This is a genomic window from Micromonospora sp. NPDC047521, from assembly GCF_055587305.1.
This window is the reverse complement of record NZ_JBVJGN010000005.1, coordinates 174,015-195,040: the sequence shown is the minus strand read 5'-3', so window position 1 is coordinate 195,040 and position 21,026 is coordinate 174,015. Positions and strand designations below refer to the sequence as shown.

At 72.9% G+C, this 21,026-nt stretch carries 20 protein-coding genes; 7 read left to right on the top strand and 13 right to left on the bottom strand.

The annotated features are described in order from the left end of the window. Window positions 1-73: 73 nt before the first annotated feature. Window positions 74-1,267 (top strand): hypothetical protein, encoded by a 1,194-nt coding sequence (locus ACZ6N8_RS14020; protein ID WP_466010067.1) that lies wholly within the window; start codon window positions 74-76, stop codon window positions 1,265-1,267. A 101-nt stretch (window positions 1,268-1,368) separates the two neighbouring features. Here ACZ6N8_RS14020 and dxs read toward each other — a convergent pair whose 3' ends face one another. The 4 genes from dxs to ACZ6N8_RS14000 form a co-directional block, all read right to left on the bottom strand. Then, window positions 1,369-3,315, bottom strand: a complete 1,947-nt coding sequence (gene dxs / locus ACZ6N8_RS14015; RefSeq protein WP_387113090.1) for a 1-deoxy-D-xylulose-5-phosphate synthase — start codon at window positions 3,313-3,315, stop codon at window positions 1,369-1,371. Between the two features lie 81 nt (window positions 3,316-3,396). After that, on the bottom strand, window positions 3,397-4,557 hold the full coding sequence (locus ACZ6N8_RS14010) for an anhydro-N-acetylmuramic acid kinase (protein ID WP_466010066.1): 1,161 nt from the start codon (window positions 4,555-4,557) through the stop codon (window positions 3,397-3,399). Then, window positions 4,557-5,822: a class I SAM-dependent RNA methyltransferase gene (locus ACZ6N8_RS14005; RefSeq protein WP_466010064.1), complete on the bottom strand. Its 1,266-nt coding sequence runs from the start codon at window positions 5,820-5,822 to the stop codon at window positions 4,557-4,559. Before ACZ6N8_RS14005 ends, ACZ6N8_RS14010 begins: the two co-directional genes overlap by 1 nt. Continuing rightward, a complete protein-coding gene (locus tag ACZ6N8_RS14000) occupies window positions 5,815-7,920 on the bottom strand; it encodes an APC family permease (RefSeq protein WP_466010062.1) in 2,106 nt (701 codons plus the stop codon). Before ACZ6N8_RS14000 ends, ACZ6N8_RS14005 begins: the two co-directional genes overlap by 8 nt. A 164-nt stretch (window positions 7,921-8,084) precedes the next feature. On the opposite strand from ACZ6N8_RS14000, the gene ACZ6N8_RS13995 reads away from it, so the two are divergent. Together ACZ6N8_RS13995 and ACZ6N8_RS13990 are read left to right on the top strand one after the other, a co-directional pair. Next, window positions 8,085-8,750 (top strand): potassium channel family protein, encoded by a 666-nt coding sequence (locus ACZ6N8_RS13995; RefSeq protein ID WP_364366345.1) that lies wholly within the window; start codon window positions 8,085-8,087, stop codon window positions 8,748-8,750. A 3-nt stretch (window positions 8,751-8,753) separates the two neighbouring features. Beyond that, window positions 8,754-9,443: a potassium channel family protein gene (locus ACZ6N8_RS13990; RefSeq protein ID WP_357987158.1), complete on the top strand. Its 690-nt coding sequence runs from the start codon at window positions 8,754-8,756 to the stop codon at window positions 9,441-9,443. A 28-nt stretch (window positions 9,444-9,471) separates the two neighbouring features. On the opposite strand, the gene ACZ6N8_RS13985 is transcribed toward ACZ6N8_RS13990, so the two are convergent. The 4 genes from ACZ6N8_RS13985 to dut form a co-directional block, all read right to left on the bottom strand. After that, on the bottom strand, window positions 9,472-10,155 hold the full coding sequence (locus tag ACZ6N8_RS13985; RefSeq protein WP_364366348.1) for a DUF3159 domain-containing protein: 684 nt from the start codon (window positions 10,153-10,155) through the stop codon (window positions 9,472-9,474). 25 nt (window positions 10,156-10,180) lie between these two features. Continuing rightward, window positions 10,181-10,561 (bottom strand): OB-fold nucleic acid binding domain-containing protein, encoded by a 381-nt coding sequence (locus tag ACZ6N8_RS13980; RefSeq protein ID WP_364366351.1) that lies wholly within the window; start codon window positions 10,559-10,561, stop codon window positions 10,181-10,183. 112 nt (window positions 10,562-10,673) lie between these two features. Further along, window positions 10,674-11,336, bottom strand: coding sequence for a DUF3710 domain-containing protein (locus ACZ6N8_RS13975; protein WP_364366354.1), 663 nt, complete (start codon window positions 11,334-11,336; stop codon window positions 10,674-10,676). Between the two features lie 25 nt (window positions 11,337-11,361). Next, the gene (dut, locus tag ACZ6N8_RS13970; protein WP_466010060.1) at window positions 11,362-11,898 is read right to left on the bottom strand and encodes a dUTP diphosphatase; all 537 of its coding nucleotides are present in this window, start codon (window positions 11,896-11,898) and stop codon (window positions 11,362-11,364) included. 90 nt (window positions 11,899-11,988) lie between these two features. Between dut and ACZ6N8_RS13965 the strand changes: the two genes are divergently transcribed. Next, a complete protein-coding gene (locus tag ACZ6N8_RS13965) occupies window positions 11,989-12,516 on the top strand; it encodes a DUF3093 domain-containing protein (RefSeq protein WP_466010058.1) in 528 nt (175 codons plus the stop codon). Between the two features lie 19 nt (window positions 12,517-12,535). On the opposite strand, the gene ACZ6N8_RS13960 is transcribed toward ACZ6N8_RS13965, so the two are convergent. Together ACZ6N8_RS13960 and ACZ6N8_RS13955 are read right to left on the bottom strand one after the other, a co-directional pair. Continuing rightward, entirely contained in the window at window positions 12,536-13,333 is a 798-nt protein-coding gene (locus ACZ6N8_RS13960) for a hypothetical protein (protein WP_364366360.1), read from the bottom strand. 121 nt (window positions 13,334-13,454) lie between these two features. Next, window positions 13,455-13,751 carry a DUF4193 domain-containing protein gene (locus ACZ6N8_RS13955; RefSeq protein WP_007075406.1) on the bottom strand — a complete coding sequence of 99 codons (297 nt, stop codon included), beginning with the start codon at window positions 13,749-13,751 and terminating at the stop codon, window positions 13,455-13,457. A gap of 410 nt (window positions 13,752-14,161) precedes the next feature. Between ACZ6N8_RS13955 and ACZ6N8_RS13950 the strand changes: the two genes are divergently transcribed. Beyond that, a complete protein-coding gene (locus ACZ6N8_RS13950) occupies window positions 14,162-14,692 on the top strand; it encodes a LytR C-terminal domain-containing protein (protein WP_466010056.1) in 531 nt (176 codons plus the stop codon). A gap of 19 nt (window positions 14,693-14,711) precedes the next feature. On the opposite strand, the gene ACZ6N8_RS13945 is transcribed toward ACZ6N8_RS13950, so the two are convergent. Further along, window positions 14,712-15,542 (bottom strand): inositol monophosphatase family protein, encoded by an 831-nt coding sequence (locus tag ACZ6N8_RS13945; RefSeq protein ID WP_466010054.1) that lies wholly within the window; start codon window positions 15,540-15,542, stop codon window positions 14,712-14,714. 456 nt (window positions 15,543-15,998) lie between these two features. Here ACZ6N8_RS13945 and ACZ6N8_RS13940 point away from each other — a divergent pair, with 456 nt between their 5' ends. Then, window positions 15,999-17,612 carry an RNA polymerase sigma factor gene (locus tag ACZ6N8_RS13940; protein ID WP_357987182.1) on the top strand — a complete coding sequence of 538 codons (1,614 nt, stop codon included), beginning with the start codon at window positions 15,999-16,001 and terminating at the stop codon, window positions 17,610-17,612. A 245-nt stretch (window positions 17,613-17,857) separates the two neighbouring features. After that, window positions 17,858-18,091, top strand: a complete 234-nt coding sequence (locus ACZ6N8_RS13935; RefSeq protein ID WP_139586187.1) for a DUF7455 domain-containing protein — start codon at window positions 17,858-17,860, stop codon at window positions 18,089-18,091. 344 nt (window positions 18,092-18,435) lie between these two features. On the opposite strand, the gene ACZ6N8_RS13930 is transcribed toward ACZ6N8_RS13935, so the two are convergent. Continuing rightward, window positions 18,436-20,169, bottom strand: coding sequence for a DEAD/DEAH box helicase (locus ACZ6N8_RS13930; RefSeq protein WP_466010052.1), 1,734 nt, complete (start codon window positions 20,167-20,169; stop codon window positions 18,436-18,438). A 180-nt stretch (window positions 20,170-20,349) separates the two neighbouring features. After that, complete coding sequence (locus ACZ6N8_RS13925; protein WP_466010050.1) at window positions 20,350-20,994, bottom strand: trimeric intracellular cation channel family protein; 645 nt, start codon at window positions 20,992-20,994, stop codon at window positions 20,350-20,352. Window positions 20,995-21,026: the final 32 nt, after the last annotated feature.

Below are 21,026 nucleotides of genomic sequence, written 5' to 3'. Positions count from 1 at the left end.
GAGGCCCCGCGCCGGACATCTCGTACTATGGCGCTTTCCGACAGCGACGGCGAGGCGATCGGGGGCGGACCAGGTGACTCCAGGCCGTCGGCACGGCAGGGCCCTCACCGTCCTGCTGGGCGCAGTGCTGGCCGCGACGGCGTGCGGTCCGGTCGCCGACCGTCAACCGAAGGACCTGCGGGTCGGGTACGACAGCCTGGACGGCTCGCTGGCGGTGTGGCCGCCCCGGGGCGACCTGGCCGGCGACACGGGGGCGACGGCGGCGGTCACCGACGCGGTGCGGGACTGGCGTTCACCTGCCGACGACCGGGCGCACCTACCCTCGTCCGGCATCCTCTTCTCCGGCCGGGTCGACGGCGCCCCGGTGGCCCTGGTGGCCGCCGACGTACCCGGCGAAAGCGCCTCCTGGCTGCTGCAACTCACAGGCGACGGCGACCGGTACGCCGTCACCCGCGCCTCCGAGTACACCGACCCCGGCTACCTGGTCTACTCCGACGTGCTGCCCGTGCAGACCGCCGGCGGCCGGCGCTACCTGGTGTCCGCCCGGGTGCAGACACTGCTCGGGCCACAGGGCCGGGCGCTGACCGTGGCCGACGGGCTCAGCGCGCCGGTCGACGTGCCGGCCTGCGCGGCGGTACCGGTGACCGCGACCCTGCGGGCCACCGAGTCGCTGCCCCGGGGGCGGGCCGCCGACCGGCTGCTCGACCTGGGCACCGGCACCGTCGACCCGCGCTATCCGCTGGTCCGTGACGAGTCAGGTGCCGGCCGGCGTGCGCTCACCGGCCTGGACACCTGCGTGCTGGCCGGTGACCGGGGCCCGTTCGGCAGCATCCCCCGCCGCGTCGGCGACCGGGACGCGCCGCGCTCGGTGCCGACGTCCTGGCCGATGGCGAAGCTGACCGTCCGCTCACTCGGTGAGGTCGCCCTCGGCGGCGGCGAGGCCGCCGAGTTGCAGCAGTTGAGCTGGGACACCGACGCCGGCACGATGACCGCCGTGATCTACCGGCCGGCGGACGGGAGCGCGCCCGTGGTCTCGCCGGCCGACCGGGCCACCCCGTTGCAGACGTACCAGTTGCCGGTGCCGGGGCAGCCCCTGGTGGTGCTCAGCTGGCGGGCCACCCGGGACAGCTCCCTCTCCGTGCCGCCCGGAACGCCGCTACTCGTCGAACGTCCCGGCCTGGTGGTCGTTCCCGAGCCCACCCGCTCGCAGACGTACAGCCTCGCCAACACCGACAAGACCCACTACCGCTCGGTGAGCCCCCGCTGATCCCCCGCCCGCGCTGATCCCCCGCCGCCGCTCCGGGCGGGGACGGCGCGGCACGGCGACGGCGGGCACCCCCGAGGGGATGCCCGCCGTCTGTGCGCCTGCTAGTTCTGCGCGGCCGCGTCGCTGGGGGTGAGGCGGTCCGGGGTGGCGTCCAGGCCGGAGATCCAGCCGGTGACGTCGCGGGCCACGTCCTGCGCCGTCAGGCCCAGGTCGGCGAGGATCTGCGCGCGGGTGCCGTGCGGGTGCCAGTCGGCCGGTACGCCCAGGTCCTTGAGCGGCACCCGGACGTCGGCGTCGCGCATCGCCTGGGCGAGCGCGTCGCCCACCCCGCCGACGCGGACGCCGTCCTCGACGCTGACCACGAGCCGGTGACGGGCGGCCAGGTCGACCAGTTCCGCCGGGACCGGACGCACCCAGCGCGGGTCGACGACGGTGACGCCGTAGCCCTGCTCGGCGACCCGGGCGGCCACCTCCATGCCCAGTTGGCCGAAGGAGCCGACGGCGACGAGCAGCACGTCGGTACGTGCCGACTCGGCCAGCACGTCGACCGGGCCGACCCGGCGCAGGGCCGGCAGGTCAGCGGCGACGGTGCCGGTCGGGAAGCGCACCACTGTCGGGCCGTCGTCGACGGCCAGCGCCTCGCGCAGCTCCTCGCGCAGCGTGGCGGCGTCGCGGGGGGCGGCGATCCGCAGACCGGGCACCACACCGAAGACCGACATGTCCCAGATGCCGTAGTGGCTCGGCCCGTCCGGGCCGGTGATGCCCGCCCGGTCCAGCACGAAGGTCACCGGCAGCTTGTGCATCGCCACGTCCAGCAGGACCTGGTCGAAGGCGCGGTTGAGGAAGGTGGCGTAGACGGCTACCACCGGGTGCAGGCCGCCCAGCGCCAACCCGGCCGCCGAGGTGGCGGCGTGCTGCTCGGCGATGCCCACGTCGTACACCCGCTCGGGGTACTTGCGGGCCAGCTTCGCGATGCCTGTCGGCTCGGCCATGGCGGCGGTGATCCCGACCACGTCCGGCCGTTCGTCGGCGACGGCCAGCAGCTCGTCGGCGAAGACGTGCGTCCACTTCACCGCAGGGGCGGCCAGCAGCGCGCCGGTCTCCACGTCGAAGGCGCCGCCGGGGCCGTGCAGGCAGTCCGCCTCGTCCTCCTCGGCCGGGCGGTAGCCGTAGCCCTTGCGGGTGACCGCGTGCACGATCACCGGGCCGCCGAAGTTCTTCGCCGCGCGCAGGGCCGCCTCGACCGCCGCCACGTCGTGCCCGTCGACCGGGCCGACGTACTTGATGCCGAGGTCCTCGAACATGGCCTGCGGGGCGACCGCGTCCTTGATGCCCTTCTTGACGGCGTGCAGCACCTCGTACATGGGCTTGCCGACCAGCGGGGTGGACCCGAGGGCGTCCTTGACCGTGTCGAGGACCTTCTCGTAGCCCGGGTTGAGGCGCAGCGAGGAGAGGTGGTCGGCCAGACCGCCGATGGTCGGCGAGTACGACCGGCCGTTGTCGTTGACGACTATGACAAGCGAGTTGCCTGCGGTGGCGATGTTGTTGAGCGCCTCCCAGCACATGCCGCCGGTGAGCGCGCCGTCGCCTACCACCGCCACGACGCTGCGCGCCTCGCCCCGCAGGGCGTACGCCTTGGCCAGGCCGTCGGCGTAGGAGAGCGCGGTGGAGGCGTGCGAATTCTCGATCAGGTCGTGCTCGCTCTCGGCCTGGCTGGGGTAGCCGGAGAGGCCACCGCGCTGGCGGAGCTTGTCGAAGCCGGCCTGACGCCCGGTGAGGATCTTGTGCACGTACGCCTGGTGGCCGGTGTCGAACAGGAGCCGGTCGCGGGGGGAGTCGAAGACGCGGTGCATGGCGAGCGTCAGCTCGACCACACCGAGGTTGGGCCCGACGTGCCCGCCGGTGCGGGAGACCTTCGCGATCAGGAAGTCCCGGATCTCCGCGGCGAGTACGTCCAGTTCCTCGCCCGACATCCGCTTGACGTCCTGCGGACCGCGGACCGTCCCCAGCAACCGGCCGTGGTTGGCCGTGTCCTCTTCAACGCTCATGACCGGAGAGTCTATCGGCCGCCCGGTACTCCGCAGCCCGACCCGAGCCGCCCGGGCCACGTCCGGTGGCTGAGCGCCTGCTCAGGGGCGGATCCGCAGTCGGCGCGGCGGGGTGGCCGGTGCGCCGGAGTACGCCGGGCCGGCGAGAGTCCACGAGCCGAGCACCGCCCCACGGCCGGCCCCGGTCACCGACGGGATCGATCCGGGCAGGCCGTGCCAGGAGAGCCAGCCGAGCAGCGCGAACGCGTACGCCTCCTTGGCCTGCGCGGGCACGCCCAGCTCGTCGGTGCCGCGCAGCCGCCACCTGCCGGCGCCCAGCGCGGCGAGCCGCCCCAGCAGGGTCGGATTGCGCACACCGCCGCCGGCCGCGATGACCTCCACCACACCGTGCCTGTCGCACTCGGCGGCGACCACCCGCGCGGTCAGCTCGGTGAGGGTGGCCAGCAGGTCGTCCACCGGCACCGGCTCGCCGAGCGCGGCGAGGTGCCGGTCCAGGTAGCCGGCGTGGAACAGCTCCTTGCCCGTGGACTTGGGCGGCGGCGCCGCGTAGTACGGCTCGGCCAGCAGCGCGGCGAGCAGCCCCCGGTGCACCCGGCCTGCCGCCGCCCGCGCGCCGTCGAGGTCGCACGGCTGGTCGAGGAAGCGGCGGGCCGCCGCGTCCAGCAGGGCGTTCGCCGGGCCCACGTCGTACCCGAGGACCGGCGCCCCCGGCGCGACCACCGTGAGGTTCGCGATGCCGCCGAGGTTCAGCGCCGCGCGCGGCCCGGCGGCGGCGTCGAGCAGCAGCGCGTCGAAGGCCGGCACCAGCGGCGCGCCCTGCCCGCCGGCGGCGATGTCCGCCGAGCGCAGGTCACTGAGCACCGGTACGCCGACCCGGGCGGCCACCCGGGCCACCGCGCCCAGTTGCAGGGTGCCCCGGGCCGTGCCGTCGTCGACCCAGTGGAAGACCGTCTGGCCGGGCGAGACCACCGCGTCGACGGGCCCACCGGCCAGTTCCAGGCCGATGGCCGCCGCGTCGGCGAAGACCTCGCCGAGGCGGTTGTCGAGCCGGCAGACGGCCTCGATGGTGGTGGTCGCCGGCGGCAGCAGCGCGGCGATCTCGGCGCGTAGCTCCTCGTCGTAGTCCAGGCCCCGGTGCCCCAGCGGCCGCAGCCACAGGGTGTCCCCCTCGACGTCGAACTCCGCGGCGACGACGTCCACCCCGTCGTACGACGTGCCCGACATCAGGCCGACGACGCGCATCAGCGCCCGTCCGCCGGGAGCAGCAGCCCGACGCACTCGACGTGCTGCGTCATCGGGAACATGTCGAACCCGCGCAGCGCCGCCAGTCGCCAGCCCAGGCCGGCGAACGTGCGCACGTCCCGGGCGAAGGCGGCCGGGTCGCACGCCACGTACGCGACCGCCCGCGGGCCGGCGGCGGCGAGCGCGCGCACGACCGGGGCGCCGGCGCCGGAGCGGGGTGGGTCGAGCACCACCACGTCGACCGGGCCGGTGATCCGTCGGCGGGCCAGCGCGGTCTCCACCCGGGCCGACACCACCTCGACACCGGCCAGGTCGGCCAGGTTCCGCCGGGCGGCGGCGACGCCCTGCGGCGCGGCCTCCACCACTGTCACCCGGCCGGTCGCGCCGACCCGGGTGGCCAGGCCGGCGGCGAACAGCCCGGCCCCGCCGTACAGGTCCCAGGCCCGCTCGCCGGGCTTCGGGTCCAGCAGCTCCAGCACCGCCGTGGACAGCGTGTCGGCAGCGGCCGGGTGCACCTGCCAGAACGCGGACGCCTGCAGCGTCCAGTCCCGTCCGGCGGCCACCTCGCGGACCTCGGCCGGCCCGCGCACCGGGGTGGACACCCCGTCGTGGACCTGGGCGACAGTCACGTCCCCGCCGGTGCTGGCGACGGTCTCCACCGCGTCGGCGGCCGGCCAGGTCGCCCCGCTCGGGGTGAGCACCGGGAGCTGCTGGATGGCCGGGTGGGCGATCCGGCAGCGGTCGATCGGCACCACCTCGTGCGAGCGGTGCTTGAGCAGGCCCGCCCGGTCGGCGGCGTCCACCGCGTAGCGGACCCGCGAGCGCCAGCCCAGCAGCCCGCCGGGCAGCGCCTCGACCCGGACGCCGAGCCCGTCCAGCTCGTCGTCGCCCAACCCGCCGAGGCGGGTCAACTGCTCGCGCACCACTGCGGCCTTCCACGCCAGCTGGGCGTCCGGGGCGACGTGTTGCAGGTCGCAGCCGCCGCAGGCGCCCGGCTTCGCGTACGGGCAGGGCGGCTCCACGCGGTCCGGCGAGGCGTCCAGCACGGTCACCGCGTCGGCCCGGACGAAGCCCTTGTGCACCTCGGTGACCTCGGCGATCACCCGCTCGCCGGGCAGCGCGTGCCGGACGAAGACGACCTGCCCGTCCACCCGGGCCACGCAGTGCCCGCCGGGCGCGACGGCGTCCACGGTCAGTTCGACGCGTTCCGCCTCGGCCAGCCCGCGCTCCGGCGCCACGGCGTCGCCCAGCTCCGGCTCAGTCACGGCCGGCCCCGCCCTGCGCCTGGTCGACAGGGCCACCGGCACCCGGGACGCCGTCGCCGGTAGGCGTGGAGACCACCGGCGGCACGTCCGGGGACGCCGTGCCACGCAGGCCCATCCGGGGGCCCCGGGCCGGGGTCCGGGACAGCGTGGCGTCCAACCGGTCCAGGTTCTTGCTCGCCGTCGAGGCGAGCTGCCACGGCACGCTGACCACCATCACCCCCGGTTCGAAGAGCAGGCGACCCTTGAGGCGCAGCGCGCTCTGGTTGTGCAGCAGGTTCTCCCACCAGCGGCCGACCACGTACTCCGGGATGAAGACCGTCACCACGTCCCGGGGCGACTTGCGGCGGGTGGAGGCGACGAAGTCCAGGATCGGCCGGGTGATCTCCCGGTACGGCGAGTCGATCACGGTGAGCGGGATGGCCATCTCCCGTCGCTCCCACTCGGCCTGCAGGGCCCGGGTGTCCTCCTCGTCCACGTTGACGGTCACTGCGGTGAGCGTGTCCGGCCGGGTGGCCCGGGCGTACGCGATGGCCCGCAGGGTCGGCTGGTGCAGCTTGCTGACCAGCACGATCGCGTGGTTGCGGGCGGGCAGCACGGCCCGGCCCTCGTCCGGTGGGGTCAGCTCGACGGCGATCCGGTCGTAGTGCCTGCGGATGGCGAGCATCAACAGGTAGATCACCGCCATCGCGGCGATCGCGATCCAGGCCCCGAGCAGGAACTTGGTGACCAGGACGATCACCAGCACCGTTCCGGTGAGCCCCATGCCGAAGGTGTTGATGGCCCGGGAGCGGTGCATCCGCTGCCGCGCCTCGGGATCCCGCTCGGTACGCAGCCGCCGGTTCCAGTGCCGGATCATGCCGGCCTGGGAGACGGTGAACGAGACGAAGACCCCGACGATGTAGAGCTGGATGAGTCGGGTCACCTCGGCCTGGAAGCCGACGATCAGCACGATCGCGAAGAGGGCGAGGAAGGTGATCCCGTTGGAGAAGGCCAGCCGGTCGCCACGGGTGTGGAACTGGCGGGGGAGATAGCGGTCCTGGGCCAGGATCGAGCCGAGCACCGGGAAGCCGTTGAACGCGGTGTTCGCGGCCAGGAAGAGGATCAACGCGGTCATCCCGGCCACCACGTAGAGCAGGATCGAGCCGGAGCCGAAGACCGTCTCGCCGAGCTGGGTGGTGACCGTCTTCTGCACGTACCCGTCGGGGCCGGAGACGATCTGCAGGGCCGGGTCCTCGACGAACTGCAGGTGGGTCAGCCGGGCCAGCCAGATGATCCCGACCAGCAGGCTCACCGCGATCGCGCCCAGGAGCAGCAGCGTGGTGGCGGCGTTGCGGCTCTTCGGCGCCTTGAACGCCGGCACCCCGTTGGAGATCGCCTCGACGCCGGTGAGCGCGGCGGCGCCCGAGCTGAACGTCCGCAGCAGCAGGAAGATCAACGCGAAGCCGGTCACGCTGTGCTCGGCCTGGATCACCAGGTCGGCACTCGGCGCGCGAAGGTCGTCACCGAGCACGAACACCCGGAACAGCCCGGTGAGCAGCATCCCGCCCATGACGATGACGAAGCCGTAGGTGGGGATCGCGAACGCGGTGCCCGACTCGCGGAGCCCCCGCAGGTTGACGGCGGTCAGCAGGACCACAGCGATCACGGCGATGAGGACCTTGTGGGTGGCCACGAACGGCACCACGGAGCCCAGGTTGGCCACGCCGGAGGAGACCGACACCGCCACCGTGAGCACGTAGTCGACGAGCAGCGCGCTTGCCACGCCGACGCCGAACTTCGGCCCCAGGTTGACGGTGGCCACCTCGTAGTCACCCCCACCGGAGGGGTAGGCGTGCACGTTCTGCCGATAGCTGGCCACCACCGTGAGCATCACCACGACCACCGCGAGGGCGATCCACGGCGAGAACACGTACGCGGAGGCGCCGGCGATGGAGAGGGTCAGGAGGATCTCGTCGGGCGCGTACGCGACGCTGGACAGCGCGTCGGAGGCGAACACGGGCAGCGCGATGCGCTTCGGCAGGAGGGTGTGCTGCAGACGGTCGGACCGGAACGGTCGACCGAGGAGCAGCCGCTTCAGCAGCGAGGTGGGACTGGCCACGAACGCCAAGGGTACGACCACCACGACCAGAGCGCGGGGGTGGGCGATCGTGACCGCCGGGCGCCACGGGGTACGGTCGGTCCCCCGCCGCGCAGTGGGACGTGGCAGGCTGCATCGGGAGGCCACCGGCAGCGGGAGCGGTACGCACCTTTGGGAGGGACAGCGTGCACGTCGTGATCATGGGTTGTGGCCGGGTCGGGTCGACCCTCGCCCACAGCCTGGAGTCCCGGGGGCACTCGGTGGCGGTGATCGACCAGGACGCCGACGCCTTCCGCCGGCTCGGCCCCGACTTCGCCGGGATCACGGTGACCGGGGCGGGCTTCGACGGCGAGGTGCTGCGGCAGGCCGGCATCGAGCGGGCGGACGCCTTCGCGGCCGTCTCCAGCGGCGACAACTCCAACATCATCTCGGCGCGGCTGGCCCGCGAGACGTTCGGCGTGTCCCGGGTGGCCGCCCGGATCTACGACCAGCGCCGGGCCCAGGTGTACGAGCGCCTCGGCATCCCCACCGTCGCGACCGTGCGGTGGACCGCCGACCGGATGCTGCGGCACCTGGTGCCGGAGGGCAACGTGGAGATCTTCCGCGACCCCACGAGCACCGTGTCGATCGTCGAGGTCCCGGTGCACAAGGACTGGATCGGCCGGTCGGTGCGCGCGCTGGAGGAGGCGTCCGGGGCGCGGGTGGCCTACCTGATCCGCTTCGGCATCGGCACGCTACCCACCGCCTCCACCGTCGTGCAGGAGGGTGACCAGGTGTTCATGCTGGTCAGTGACGACATCGTGGCGACGGTCACGTCGGTGGCGGCGACGCCGCCGGAAGGGGGGCACTGAGCCATGCGGGTCGCCATCGCGGGCGCGGGCAACGTGGGCCGCTCCATCGCCCAGGAGCTGATCGACAACGGCCACCAGGTGATGCTCATCGAGCGCCAGCCGAAGATGCTGCGCCCCGACCGGGTGCCGGCCGCCGAGTGGGTGCTCGCCGACGCGTGCGAGGTGGCCAGCCTGGAGGAGGCCAACGTCGCCGGGTGCGACGTGGTGGTCGCGGCCACCGGCGACGACAAGACCAACCTGGTGCTGTCGCTGTTGGCCAAGACCGAGTTCGCGGTGCCGCGCGTGGTGGCCCGGGTCAACCGGGCCGAGAACGAGTGGCTCTTCACCGAGCAGTGGGGCGTGGACGTCGCGGTGAGCAAGCCGCGCGTGATGGCCGCGCTGGTCGAGGAGGCGGTCACCGTAGGTGACCTGGTCAGGCTCATGACCTTCCGGCAGGGCGAGGCCAACCTGGTCGAGATCACCCTGCCGCCGACCGCGCCCTACGTCGGCCAGCCCATCCACGCCGTCCCGTTGCCGCGCGACTCCGCGCTGGTGGCGATCCTGCGCGGCAAGCGGGTCCTGGTGCCCAGCCCGGACGACCCGATCGAGGCCGGCGACGAGCTGATCTTCGTCTGCACCGCCGAGGTGGAGGACGACGTCCGCGCGGTGATCCTCGGCCCGGACAGCGTGGAACGGACCCGCGGCTCGCGCTGACCGCGCCGCTGAGGGTCGCCTGGAACGCTCAGGCGCCGGGCAGCGGGGTGGGCTGCGGCTCCCGGGTGACCCGGCGCACCGTCCAGACGGTGATCAGCAGCAGCAGCGCGTACGGCGGGTAGCCCAGGGCCAGCCGGGCCACGCCCAGCGCGGTGTCCTGGTGGGCCAGGTAGAGGCCGGCCTGCACGCCGACCTTGGCCAGCCAGACCACGCCCCAGAGCACCGTCAGCTGGGTGAAGGTGCGCACCAGCTTCGGGTCGGCCCGCCACTCCGAGCGGCCCTTGGCGACCAGCACCGACCAGATCCAGCCGACAAGCGGCTGCCGGATGGCCGCCGAGATCAGCAGCGCCACGCCGTAGCCGATGCCGTAGAGGATGCCCGGCAGGTAGAAGTCCCGTTCGTCGCCCGTACGCCAGGCGATGGCCGCGCCGACACCGACGCCGAAGAGCCCGTTGATCGCGTGCCGGATCGGCCGACGCTGCGCCAGCCGCAGCCCGGCGATCAGCACCGCCACCGTCACCGAGGCGATCACGGCGGGCCGCAGCTCGCCGATGATGTTGGCCAGGACGAAGACCACCACCGGGATGCTGGACTCCACCAGCCCCCGCCACCCGCCGAGCTGGTCGGCCATCTGCTCGGCGATCGTCGGCAGGCGCTCGTCGTCCTCGGAGCCGGTGTCCGGCTGCGCCGCCCGGTCCTGTCCCGTGGTCATCGCCGGCCTTCCGTCCGCAGTGCCGTCACTTGGGCGCGTCCAGCTCGTAGTACGGGTTGTAGATGACCTTGCGGTCGTCGCGCACCGCCACCCGGCCGCGGGCAGTCAGGTGCCGCCCCGGCTCGATCCCGGCGATGTGCCGTCGGCCCAGCCAGACCAGGGTGACGACGTCACTGCCGTCGTACAGGTCGGCCTCGAGCGTCGGCAGGTTGGTCCGCGGGGTGTAGACCACGGTGCGCAGCCGACCGGCGACCGACACCACCTGACCCCGGGAGCACATCTGGGCCGGGATGCCGCCGCACTCGGCGCTCTCCCGACGCAGCTCCTGCGCGTCGATCTCGGCCTCGCTGGCGGTGAACCGCTGCAGGAGCCGCCGCAGCGACACCCTGCCCTCGTCGGTCATCATGACCTCCGCGTCACCCTCTCCACGCTCACCGGTCGACCGGCCCCGGCGGCGCCGGAACCGTGCCGCCAGCGTACGCCGACGGGACCGGTTCCGGCGGGCCGGTGCGCGTCGGTCAGACCTGGCGCGGCTCGGCGACGGCGGAGCCGCCCTCGGCGCCGGCCTGGTCGGCGATCTCCCGGGGCAGCCGCAGCGGCAGCGGCTCGCGGACCGGCTTCGCCTCCTGGCCCCGGTCGACCACCAGGCCCTCCAGGCACTCGGCCAGCGGACCGGCGGCGGCCGGGTCGGTCGCCACCGGACCCTGGAAGACACCGCGGACCATCCAGCGCGGCCCGTCGACGCCGACGAACCGCAGGTTCGTCGGACCGTCCGGGGTCCGTACCTGGGCGTGCAGTTCGGGGCCGTACTCGCCCTCGACCTCCTGCGCGGCGGCACCGTCACGCAGCAACGACTGGCGGATCTCCTCGCGCACCTCGTCCCAGATCCCCTCGGACCGGGGGGCGGCGAAGACGCCGAGCTGCAACGCGTTGTCCCCGTGCACGAGCACCACCTGCTGGACCACGCCCTGCGGGTCGGCCTGCACCCGCACCTCCACCTCGGCGATCGCCGGGATGTGCAGGCTGCCCAGGTCGAGCCGCTGCACGTCGTCGTCGACCTCGGAGATGTCGTACGGGCCGCGCACCAGCGCCGACGCCTCGGCACCCTGGTCGAGGACCTCGGTGGTCCGCTCGTCGCGGGTGCGCCGCTCGGCACCTGCCCGCTTTCGGGAGAAGATCACTGCGCCCACCCTCCGCTGTTCACACTCACCCTGCCACCTCTTCCGTCCGCCCGCGTCCCGGCTCGTCCGGCCGCTGCTCGACCCGACCCTGACCCGCCGGCGTCGGCACCAGCCCGGCGTGTCCGCCGGTGGAGCCGTGCCCACCGGCCCCCCGTCGGGACCCGGGCAGCTCGGCCACCGGTTCGAACCGGGCCCGCGCGACCCGTTGCACCACGAGCTGGGCGATCCGGTCACCGCGGGAGATCTTCGCCGGTGTGTCCCGATCATGGTTGATCAGGTTGACCAGGATCTCACCCCGGTAGCCGGCGTCGACCGTACCGGGCGCGTTGAGCACGGTCACGCCGAGCCTCGCCGCCAGACCGGAGCGGGGGTGGACCAGACCCACGTACCCCTCCGGCAACGCGATGGCGACGCCGGTGGGCACCAGGGCGCGGCCGCCGGGCGGCAGCTCCACGTCCGTGGCCGCCACCAGGTCGGCGCCGGCGTCGCCGGGATGGGCGTACGTGGGCAGCGGCAGCTCACCGTCGAGCTGCCGCACGGGCACGGGTACGACGTCGGTCACGGGTCCCCTCTTCTGTCCGGTTCACGGGGTGCCCCTGCCATCCTGCCGGTTGGCCGGCCCGTCGTGCGCCGTACCCTCGCAGGAGTGAGCATGTCGCCCTCCCCGTCCGCCGGTCAGTCGCCCGCGACGGCCCGCCCGGTGTACGCCGAACGGCTGGACCTGCCCTGGTGGCTGTGGCTGGCGGGGCTGGTGGCCGCCGCGCTGCTGGCCGTCGAGATCTGGATGGGTGCCTCCGGCGTCCGCGCCTGGCTGCCGTTCGCGGTGCTGCTGCCGGCGACTGCCGCCGGGCTGTGGTGGCTGGGTCGGATCCGGGTCGCGGTCGTGGAGGCCGAGCTGCGGGTGGACGACGCCCGACTGCCGGTACGGTTCGTGGCCGACGTCGTCCCGTTGGACGCCGCCGGCCGCCGTGAGGTGCTCGGAGTGGGCGCGGATCCGCTCGCCTTCGTGGTGCAGCGGCCGTGGATCAGCGGCGCCGTGCAGGTGGTGCTCGACGATCCGGCCGACCCGACGCCCTTCTGGGTGGTGAGCACCAGGCGCCCGGTCGAGCTGGCCGAGGCGGTGCTGGCCGCCCGGGACGTGCTGCGACCGGCCGACCGGTCGGCCGGCGAGCCGAGCTGATCCGACGTCGACGGCCCGCTCAGGTGCCGGTGGGCGGCCCGGGCAGCTCCGGCGGCGGCGCCGGTCGGGCGATGCCACGGCGGCGCAGGTCCACCTGAAGCTGCTCGGCCATCTGCTGGGTGGCTCGACGGTTCAGGAAGCTGGCCACCGCCGCGCCGGTGAGGAACGGCCCGAGCGTGGTGAGGTTCCGGCCGAAGCGCCGCAGCAGCATGTCCCGCAGCTCCTTGCGGGCGGCGGTGCCGAGCACCGCGCCCACCCCGACACCGGGCACCATCGGGTTGACGCCGCGCTGGGTGGCCCACGAGTGCACAAGGGTGACCGCCCGTTGGCTGCCGGTGCTCGGCAGCTCCACGCCGTGGATCTCGTGCAGCTCGCCTACCAGCTTCAGCTCCACCGCCACCACGGCGACGGTCTCGGCGGCGAGCAGCACCGGTGCGGAGAGCAGGGTCGGTGCCACCGTCCACTCGACGGCGGCGACTCCCCCGCCGGCCGCGCCGATCGCCGCGGTGGTCCGCGACGCGTTACGGATCAGGCGCTCGGCCAGGGCGGTGTCGTCCAGCCCCGGAAAGTGCGCGCGCAGCGTGGCCAGATCCCGTACCGGCACGTGCGGGGCGATCTCGGCGACGGTGTCGACCATCCACCGTACGGCGGAGCGCGGCTTGAACAGGTCGGAGATCCCCCGGGCGCGGGCCTGGCCGACCATGCGTGTCAGCAGTTGACGGCGTCGGGCCGGCTCGATGTCGTCCGCGGTCAACGCGGCAACGGTGGCGCCGAGGTCGTCGGCACCACCGTCGGTGGTCTCGCCTCGATCGCTCATGGGTCGGACCTCCCGGTGCTGTGGGCTACCCGTTACGAGTCAAGCAGGTACCCACCGGAGACGCACTGCTACACCGGGAGCGGCGGCCCCGATCAGGAGGCCGCCGCTGGTGTCATGCGTGTCAGACGCACTCGCGGCAGATCAGCTCGCCGTTGCGCTCGACAGCCAGCTGGCTGCGGTGATGTACCAGGAAGCAGCGGGCGCACCGGAACTCGTCCTGCTGCATCGGTAGCACCTTGACCGTGAGCTCCTCGTCGGCCAGGTCGGCGCCGGGCAGCTCGAAGCTCTCGGCCACCTCGGCCTCGTCAACGTCCACCGCGCCCGACTGTGAGTCGACCCGCCGTGCCTTGAGCTCTTCCAGGCTGTCCTCGCCGAGGTCGACCTCGTCGCGACGCGGGGCGTCGTAGTCGGTGGCCATCGGTTTCACTCTCCCATATCGATGTTGTCGCTTCCCGGTTGTAACGCCGGACGACGCTGTTTCGGTTCCGCTGGCCGGCCACCACTTGTGTCGGGCACCCGACCCGGGGACCGAACGGGTCGGGACCGCTGGGGCGACTCCCCTGCGAGCGCGGAACCTTACCCCCCCCCTTGGGCGAGGCATGTATACCGCCCTTGCGGCTGAGATGTACGCCCCAGCACGCGAAGTTGTTCCCAATGTGACTCAGGCGACACGAAGATAGGGGTAGTAGTACCCGGTTCGCGGTCGCCGCGCCGGCATGTCGGACTGTTTCCACGCGACGGCCGGACAACCGTTAACCTCAGCGGCGTATTCGACGGCCGGCGGTCAGAGATCGTTGCCACCCACCTGACGTCCCGGGGAGTGCCCTGATGAGTTTCGCGCGAGTTCGAGCACTCGTCGTCGTCGGTCTGCTGGCGGTCATCGCCCTGGTCTTCGTCGTCGTGGCCGTGGTCCGCGACAGCCAGGGCAAGGCTGGTACCGCCGCGGGCTGCCCCGAGGGCTGGCCCCTGGCCGACCTGACCCTGCGCGAGCGCAAGGACGTGAAGATCAACGTCTACAACGCCACGAACCAGCCCGGCCTGGCCCGCACGGTCGCCGACGAGTTCAGCAACCGGCAGTTCCAGGTCAAGAAGACCGCGAACGAGAAGAAGCAGGTCGACAGCATCGCGGTGCTGCGGTACGGGCCGAAGGGCGTCGGCTCGGCGCACCTGCTGCAGGCGTACTTCCTCAACAACGCCGACCCGGGCTACGACGAGAAGCGCACCGACGACACGGTGGACGTCGTGCTCGGCAACGGCTTCCAGCAGTTGGCCACCACCACAGAGGTCAACCAGTCCCTCGGCGATTCCGGGGCGCCGGAGGCGCCCAAGGGCACCTGCCCGATGCCCGTCAAGAAGTAGCCGGGCGGTCCGCGGCGTCTCAGGGTCCTCCGGCGGCGTCCAGGTCGTCCAGGCGGTCGTGCAGCGGCGCGAACAGGGCCTCCGGCGCCGCGATGACCAGGTCCGGGCCGGCCGGCAGCCCGCGCAGGCCGGCCACCCGCAGCCCCGCCTCGCTCGCCACCAACCCGCCGGCGGCCTGGTCCCAGGCCGCCAGACCCTTCTCGAAGTACGCGTCCACCCGCCCCTCGGCGGCCAGGCAGAGGTCCAGGGCGGCGGCGCCGAGGCGCCTGATGTCCCGCACGTGCGCGATCAGTCCGGCGACCACCCGGGCCTGGTGCGACCGGCGCGCGGCGTCGTAGCCGAAGCCGGTGGCGACGAGCGCCTGCCCGAGGTCGGTCTCCGTCGAGCACCGCAACCGCTGCCCCGCCCGCCAGGCGCCGCCGCCGAGGGTGGCCGTCCACTCCTCGCCGGTGAACACGTTGCGGACCACCCCGGCGACGACCACCCCGTCGACCTCGGCGGCCAGTGAGAAGGCGCTGTGCGCCAGCCCGTACAGGTAGTTGACCGTGCCGTCGATCGGGTCGACGATCCACCGCACCCCGCTGCCCGTCGCGCCGGAGGCACCGGCGCCGGGCTCCTCGCCGTACTCCTCGCCGAGCACCGAGTCGTCGGGGCGGATCGTGGCCAGGGCGCCCAGGACCTGCCGCTCGACGGCCCGGTCGGCGGCGGTGACCACGTCGGTGATCGTGGACTTGGTGGCGGCGACCTCGACCCCCGCGGCCCGCATCCGGTACGCGGTGTCCGCCGCCTCCCGGGCCACGTCCATCGCGATCGTGAGCAGCTCCTGCGGCGTCGGCGTCGAGCCGGTCATGGTTCGTCCCTTTCCACACGCCGGCGCCCTGCGGCCCCACCATGATCCATCGTCGCGGCGACAAAACGACGCCGGCCAGTGTCGGGTCTGACCGGCATGTCCGCTTTGTATTGGTAATGTGCGCTAAGTGCTCAGCTCCCCGGCCCGCCCACGGCAACCATCGCTGGTCAACCGTCGGCCGGCGACGACGGTCGAGCCCTCAGCGCCGTACGCGAGTATCATCCTTACAAAGTCCACATCAGCGCCGAATCGGCGGTCTCACCGCCGTTACGCAGTGCGGCGCAGGATGATCGCCGCAGACGGCGTTACAATTCACCCCTGCCCACGCGCCACGGACCGCCGACCACCGGCCGGCCCGGGACACGGGGGCCCCTCAACCACATCGCCCGGCCTGGTTGACCCATGCTGTGCCGGACGACCCGGCCGTACCCGCTCTTCGCCTCCGGAAGGTCATTCGTGACAGAACCCCGCCAGACCGGCGCCGACGTTCGCTCGCTCACCGACACCCTGATCGCCCACGCGCAGAGCGCCGGTGGTCAGCTCACGTCGGCCCAGCTCGCGCGCACCGTCGAGTCCGCCGAGGTGACTCCGGCCCAGGCCAAGAAGATCCTGCGGGCGCTCTCCGAGGCGGGAGTGACCGTGGTGGTGGACGGCTCGGCGAGCACCCGCCGCCGGGTCGCCGCGGCCCGGTCCACGACGCCTGCGTCCCGGGCCACCACCGCCAAGACCACCAAGAAGGCCGCCGCCCCCGCCCCGAAGCAGGCCCCCGCCTCCGACGAGGCGCCGGCGACACCCGCCCCGCGCAAGGTCGCCCCCCGCAAGGCCGCCGGCAGCACCGCCGACGTGGCTGCCGCCGCCGCGCCGGCGAAGGCCACCAAGTCGACCCGGGCCACCAAGGCGACGGTCGCCGCGGCAGCCGGCGCCAAGCCGGCCAAGGCCGCCGGCAAGGCCAAGGGCGAGGGCGCCGACGGCGAGATCGACCCCGAGGAGCTCGCCGCCACGATCGAGGACGTCGTCGTGGAGGAGCCGGCCGAGCTGGCCCAGGCCGCCGAGACCGACGCCGCCGCCTCCGCAACCGACAACGACTTCGAGTGGGACGACGAGGAGTCCGAGGCGCTCAAGCAGGCCCGGCGCGACGCCGAGCTGACCGCCTCCGCCGACTCGGTCCGCGCGTACCTGAAGCAGATCGGCAAGGTCCCCCTGCTCAACGCCGAGCAGGAGGTGGAGCTGGCCAAGCGCATCGAGGCCGGGCTCTACGCCGCCGAGCGGCTGCGCGCGGCCGACGAGGGCGAGGAGAAGCTCACCCGTGAGATGGTCCGCGACCTCGGCTGGATCTCCCGCGACGGCGAACGCGCCAAGAACCACCTGCTGGAGGCCAACCTCCGGCTCGTCGTCTCCCTCGCGAAGCGGTACACGGGTCGCGGCATGGCCTTCCTCGACCTCATCCAGGAGGGCAACCTCGGCCTGATCCGGGCCGTGGAGAAGTTCGACTACACCAAGGGCTACAAGTTCTCCACGTACGCCACCTGGTGGATCCGGCAGGCGATCACCCGCGCCATGGCCGACCAGGCCCGCACCATCCGCATCCCGGTGCACATGGTCGAGGTCATCAACAAGCTCGGCCGCATACAGCGCGAGCTGCTCCAGGACCTGGGCCGCGAGCCCACGCCGGAGGAGCTGGCCAAGGAGATGGACATCACACCGGAGAAGGTGCTGGAGATCCAGCAGTACGCCCGGGAGCCCATCTCACTGGACCAGACCATCGGCGACGAGGGCGACAGCCAGCTCGGTGACTTCATCGAGGACTCCGAGGCAGTGGTCGCGGTCGACGCCGTCTCCTTCTCGCTCCTGCAGGACCAGCTCCAGCAGGTTCTGCAGACGCTCTCCGAGCGTGAGGCGGGTGTCGTACGCCTGCGGTTCGGCCTGACCGACGGCCAGCCGCGGACGCTCGACGAGATCGGCCAGGTCTACGGGGTGACCCGGGAGCGGATCCGGCAGATCGAGTCCAAGACGATGTCCAAGCTGCGGCACCCGTCGCGTTCGCAGGTCCTGCGGGATTACCTGGACTGAGCAGGTTTCGTCAACCGAACGTGTCGTTTTGACCACCTGGTGTGCAACACCAGATGGTGATCGTCCGGATGCACGAATGTGATCGTTGACGTGGCACCCTGGGTGCACGGCACACTGTCCCTGCCATGTGTGACCTCGGTCCCCCGCGGGCACACAGGGAAGGCAAGGCCCGTCAAGGGTGTTGCACGATAGGTGAGCAACGACCGAAGAGATTGTTCATCGGTGACGACCAGAGGAGGAAGGCGATGACCCCGACCCTCACGCCGCCGCCCGAGACGGTGGCGCCCCCAGCCGCCGATGAACGGTGCGACCGCTGCAATGCTGCCGGGAAGCTCCGGATCACTCTGGCGGGTGGGAGCGAGCTGGTGTTCTGTGGGCACCACGCGAACAAGTACGCGGAGGATCTCGTGAAGATCACCGAGCGGTTCGCAACGGAGCCCGATTTCAGCTGGCGTGGCGCCGAGTTGATGGCGAACTAGATCCGCAAACCGACATAGCCGGCCGGAGGTACCCCGAGGGTGCCTCCGGCCGGCTTTTCGCTGTCCGCGTCCCGACCGTCCCGCCCGCCCCGCACGCCGCACCGCCTGAGGTTCGCCAAGATCTGCGCAACTTCGAGGATGTTGCTGCCTCAGACGCCGGGGAGGCAGCAACATCCCTGAAACTGTGTGGATCGCCGCGCCTCGCGCTCGCACCAGGGAAGTAGTGGCCTCAGCGACCCGGACACCACTACATCCTGGATTTAGCGCGATCACGGCGCATCTACGCCCCACGGACGGGATTCACCGTCCGAGGGCCCGAGACCAACGGCCGGCGCCGGACGGGCTCAGAGGGTTTGTACGGTGGCGATGCGTTCTTCGAGTTGCTCGATGGTGGCCTGGGCGCTGGGCGGCCCGCCGCAGAGCCGGCGCAACTCGGCGTGGATCTTGCCGTGGGGCTGGCCGGTGCGGTGGTGCCGGGCGGCCACGAGGGCGTTCAGTTGGCGCCGGAGGGCCACACGACGCTGGGCGGCACTCATTGGTGCCGGAGGCGCCGCGGCGGGCGCAGCGGCCGGCTGAGCGGCCCGCTCGGCGGTCCGGCGGCGTTGGGCGGCGAGTTGGGCGGCCTGCCGCTTGGTCAGCAGCAGGGAGACCTGGTCGGCGGTGAGCAGACCGGGCAGCCCGAGGTATTCCTCCTCCTCGGGGGTGCCGGCCTGGGCGGCGGTGCCGAACGACGCGCCGTCGAAGATCACCTGGTCCAGCTCGGCGGTGGCGGAGAGGGCGGCGAAACGCTTCTCCAACTCCCCGCTGGCCTGGTCGTCGCGCTGTGCCCGTTCCAGCAGGTCGTCGTCGAGGCCGTCGGAATCCTTGGGTTTGCCGAGCACGTGGTCCCGCTCGGTCTCCATCTCGCTGGCCAGGCCGAGCAGGTGCGGCACGCTGGGCAGGAAGACCGACGCGGTCTCCCCGGGTCGTCGGGCCCGCACGAACCGGCCGATCGCCTGCGCGAAGTAGAGCGGGGTGCTGGCGCTTGTGGCGTAGACCCCGACCGCGAGGCGGGGGATGTCGACCCCTTCGGACACCATCCGCACCGCGACCAGCCACCGCTGGTCGGACGCCGCGAACGTCGCGATCCGCGCGGACGCGCCCTGGTCGTCGGAGAGCACCACGGCGGCCTTCTCGCCGGTCACCTGCTCGATCAGCTTGGCGTACGAGCGGGCGGTCTGCTGGTCGGTGGCGATGATCAGGCCGCCGGCGTCGGGCATTCCGGCGTTGCGCAGCACGGTGAGTCGGGCGTCGGCGGCCCGCAGCACCTGGGGCATCCAGTCCCCGGCCGGGTCCAGGGCGGTACGCCACGCCTGCGCCACCAGGTCCTGGGTCATCGGCTCGCCGAGCCGGGCCGCCAGCTCATCCCCGGCGTTGGTGCGCCACCGGGTCTCCCCGGAGTACGCCAGAAAGAGCACCGGCCGCACGACGCCGTCGCGCAGGGCGTCGGAGTAGCCGTACACCGAGTCGGCGCGGGAGCGCAGCAGCCCGTCCCCGCCCCGCTCGTAGCTGACGAACGGGATGGGGTTGTCGTCGGAGCGGAACGGCGTCCCGGTGAGCATCAGCCGTCGTACGGCAGGTTCGAAGGCGGCCTTCACCCCGTCGCCCCAGGTGCGGGAGTCGCCGGCGTGGTGGATCTCGTCGAGGATGACCAGGGTGCGCCGGGTCATGGTGCGCCGCCTGTGCACCTGTGGGGCCATTCCGACCTGGGCGTAGGTGATGACCGCGCCGTGGAAGTCGGCCGCCGAGTGCACGTCGGCGTTGCGGAACGCGGCGTCGAGCTGGATGCCCACGCGGGCGGCGGCCTCCGCCCACTGGCTCTTCAGGTGCTCGGTGGGGGCGACCACGGTGACCGCCTCGACGGTGCCGTCGGCGAGCAGTTCCGCCGCGATCCGCAGGGCGAAGGTGGTCTTGCCGGCGCCGGGTGTGGCGACCGCTGTGAAGTCCTCGGTGCGCCGGCGCAGGTACTCCACCAGGGCCTTGCGCTGCCAGGCACGTAGTGCCGGGAACGTCTCGAGCACCGGCGTCCGGGCTGCCACGCGAAGCTCCTCTCCGACCGCACGACGGCGGACCCGGGGCGAGGGCCACGAGAACCGCCGCCCATGAAAACGCCTCCGCGCAGTAGCTGCCGCGAAGGCCGACTCAGCATAACCAGAGCGGGCCGCACAGCCCAGGCGACGCCACGCTGGTCACATCTGCCACCCCAGCGGAACGGCGCCTCACCACTCCGGGTCGCCGGTGTGCGGTGGTCGCAGCGTCGCCACGGGGGCGGACCAGCGCCGACGCAGCGCGATCAGGCGCAGCCCGAAGACCAGCACGGCAGCGGCGGTGAGCGGCACCGGTCCGGTCTGTCCGGTGGCGTACAGCAGGACCACGAGCACCGAGCCGGCCAGCGCGGCCAGCGCGTAGATCTCCCGGCGCAGCACCACCGGGATCTCGGCGGTGAGCAGATCCCGGGCGAGCCCGCCGCCGATCGCGGTGAGCATGCCGATCAGGCAGGCGCCGACGGCGGGCACCCCGGCGTCGAGGGCCTTGAGCGTGCTGGTCACGGTGAACAGCGCGAGGCCCGCCGCGTCGAGCACCAGCACCGTGGTGCGCAGTCGGGCGAGCTGCGGGTGCAGCCAGAACACGGCGAGCGCGGTCATCGCGGCGGTGGCCGCGTACCGCCAGTCGGCGAAGGCCAGCGGCGGCACCTCGTCGATGACCAGATCGCGGAGGATCCCGCCGCCGAGCGCGGCCACGAAGCCGACGAACGCGACGCCGAACAGGTCCAGTCGCTTGGCCACCGCGGCCGAGGCGCCCGAGGCGGCGAACACCGCGACCCCGGTCAGGTCGGCGAGGAGCAGGGCGGTGGAGGTGGTCACCGCCGCAGGCTACGTCGCCGGCCGGATGGCCG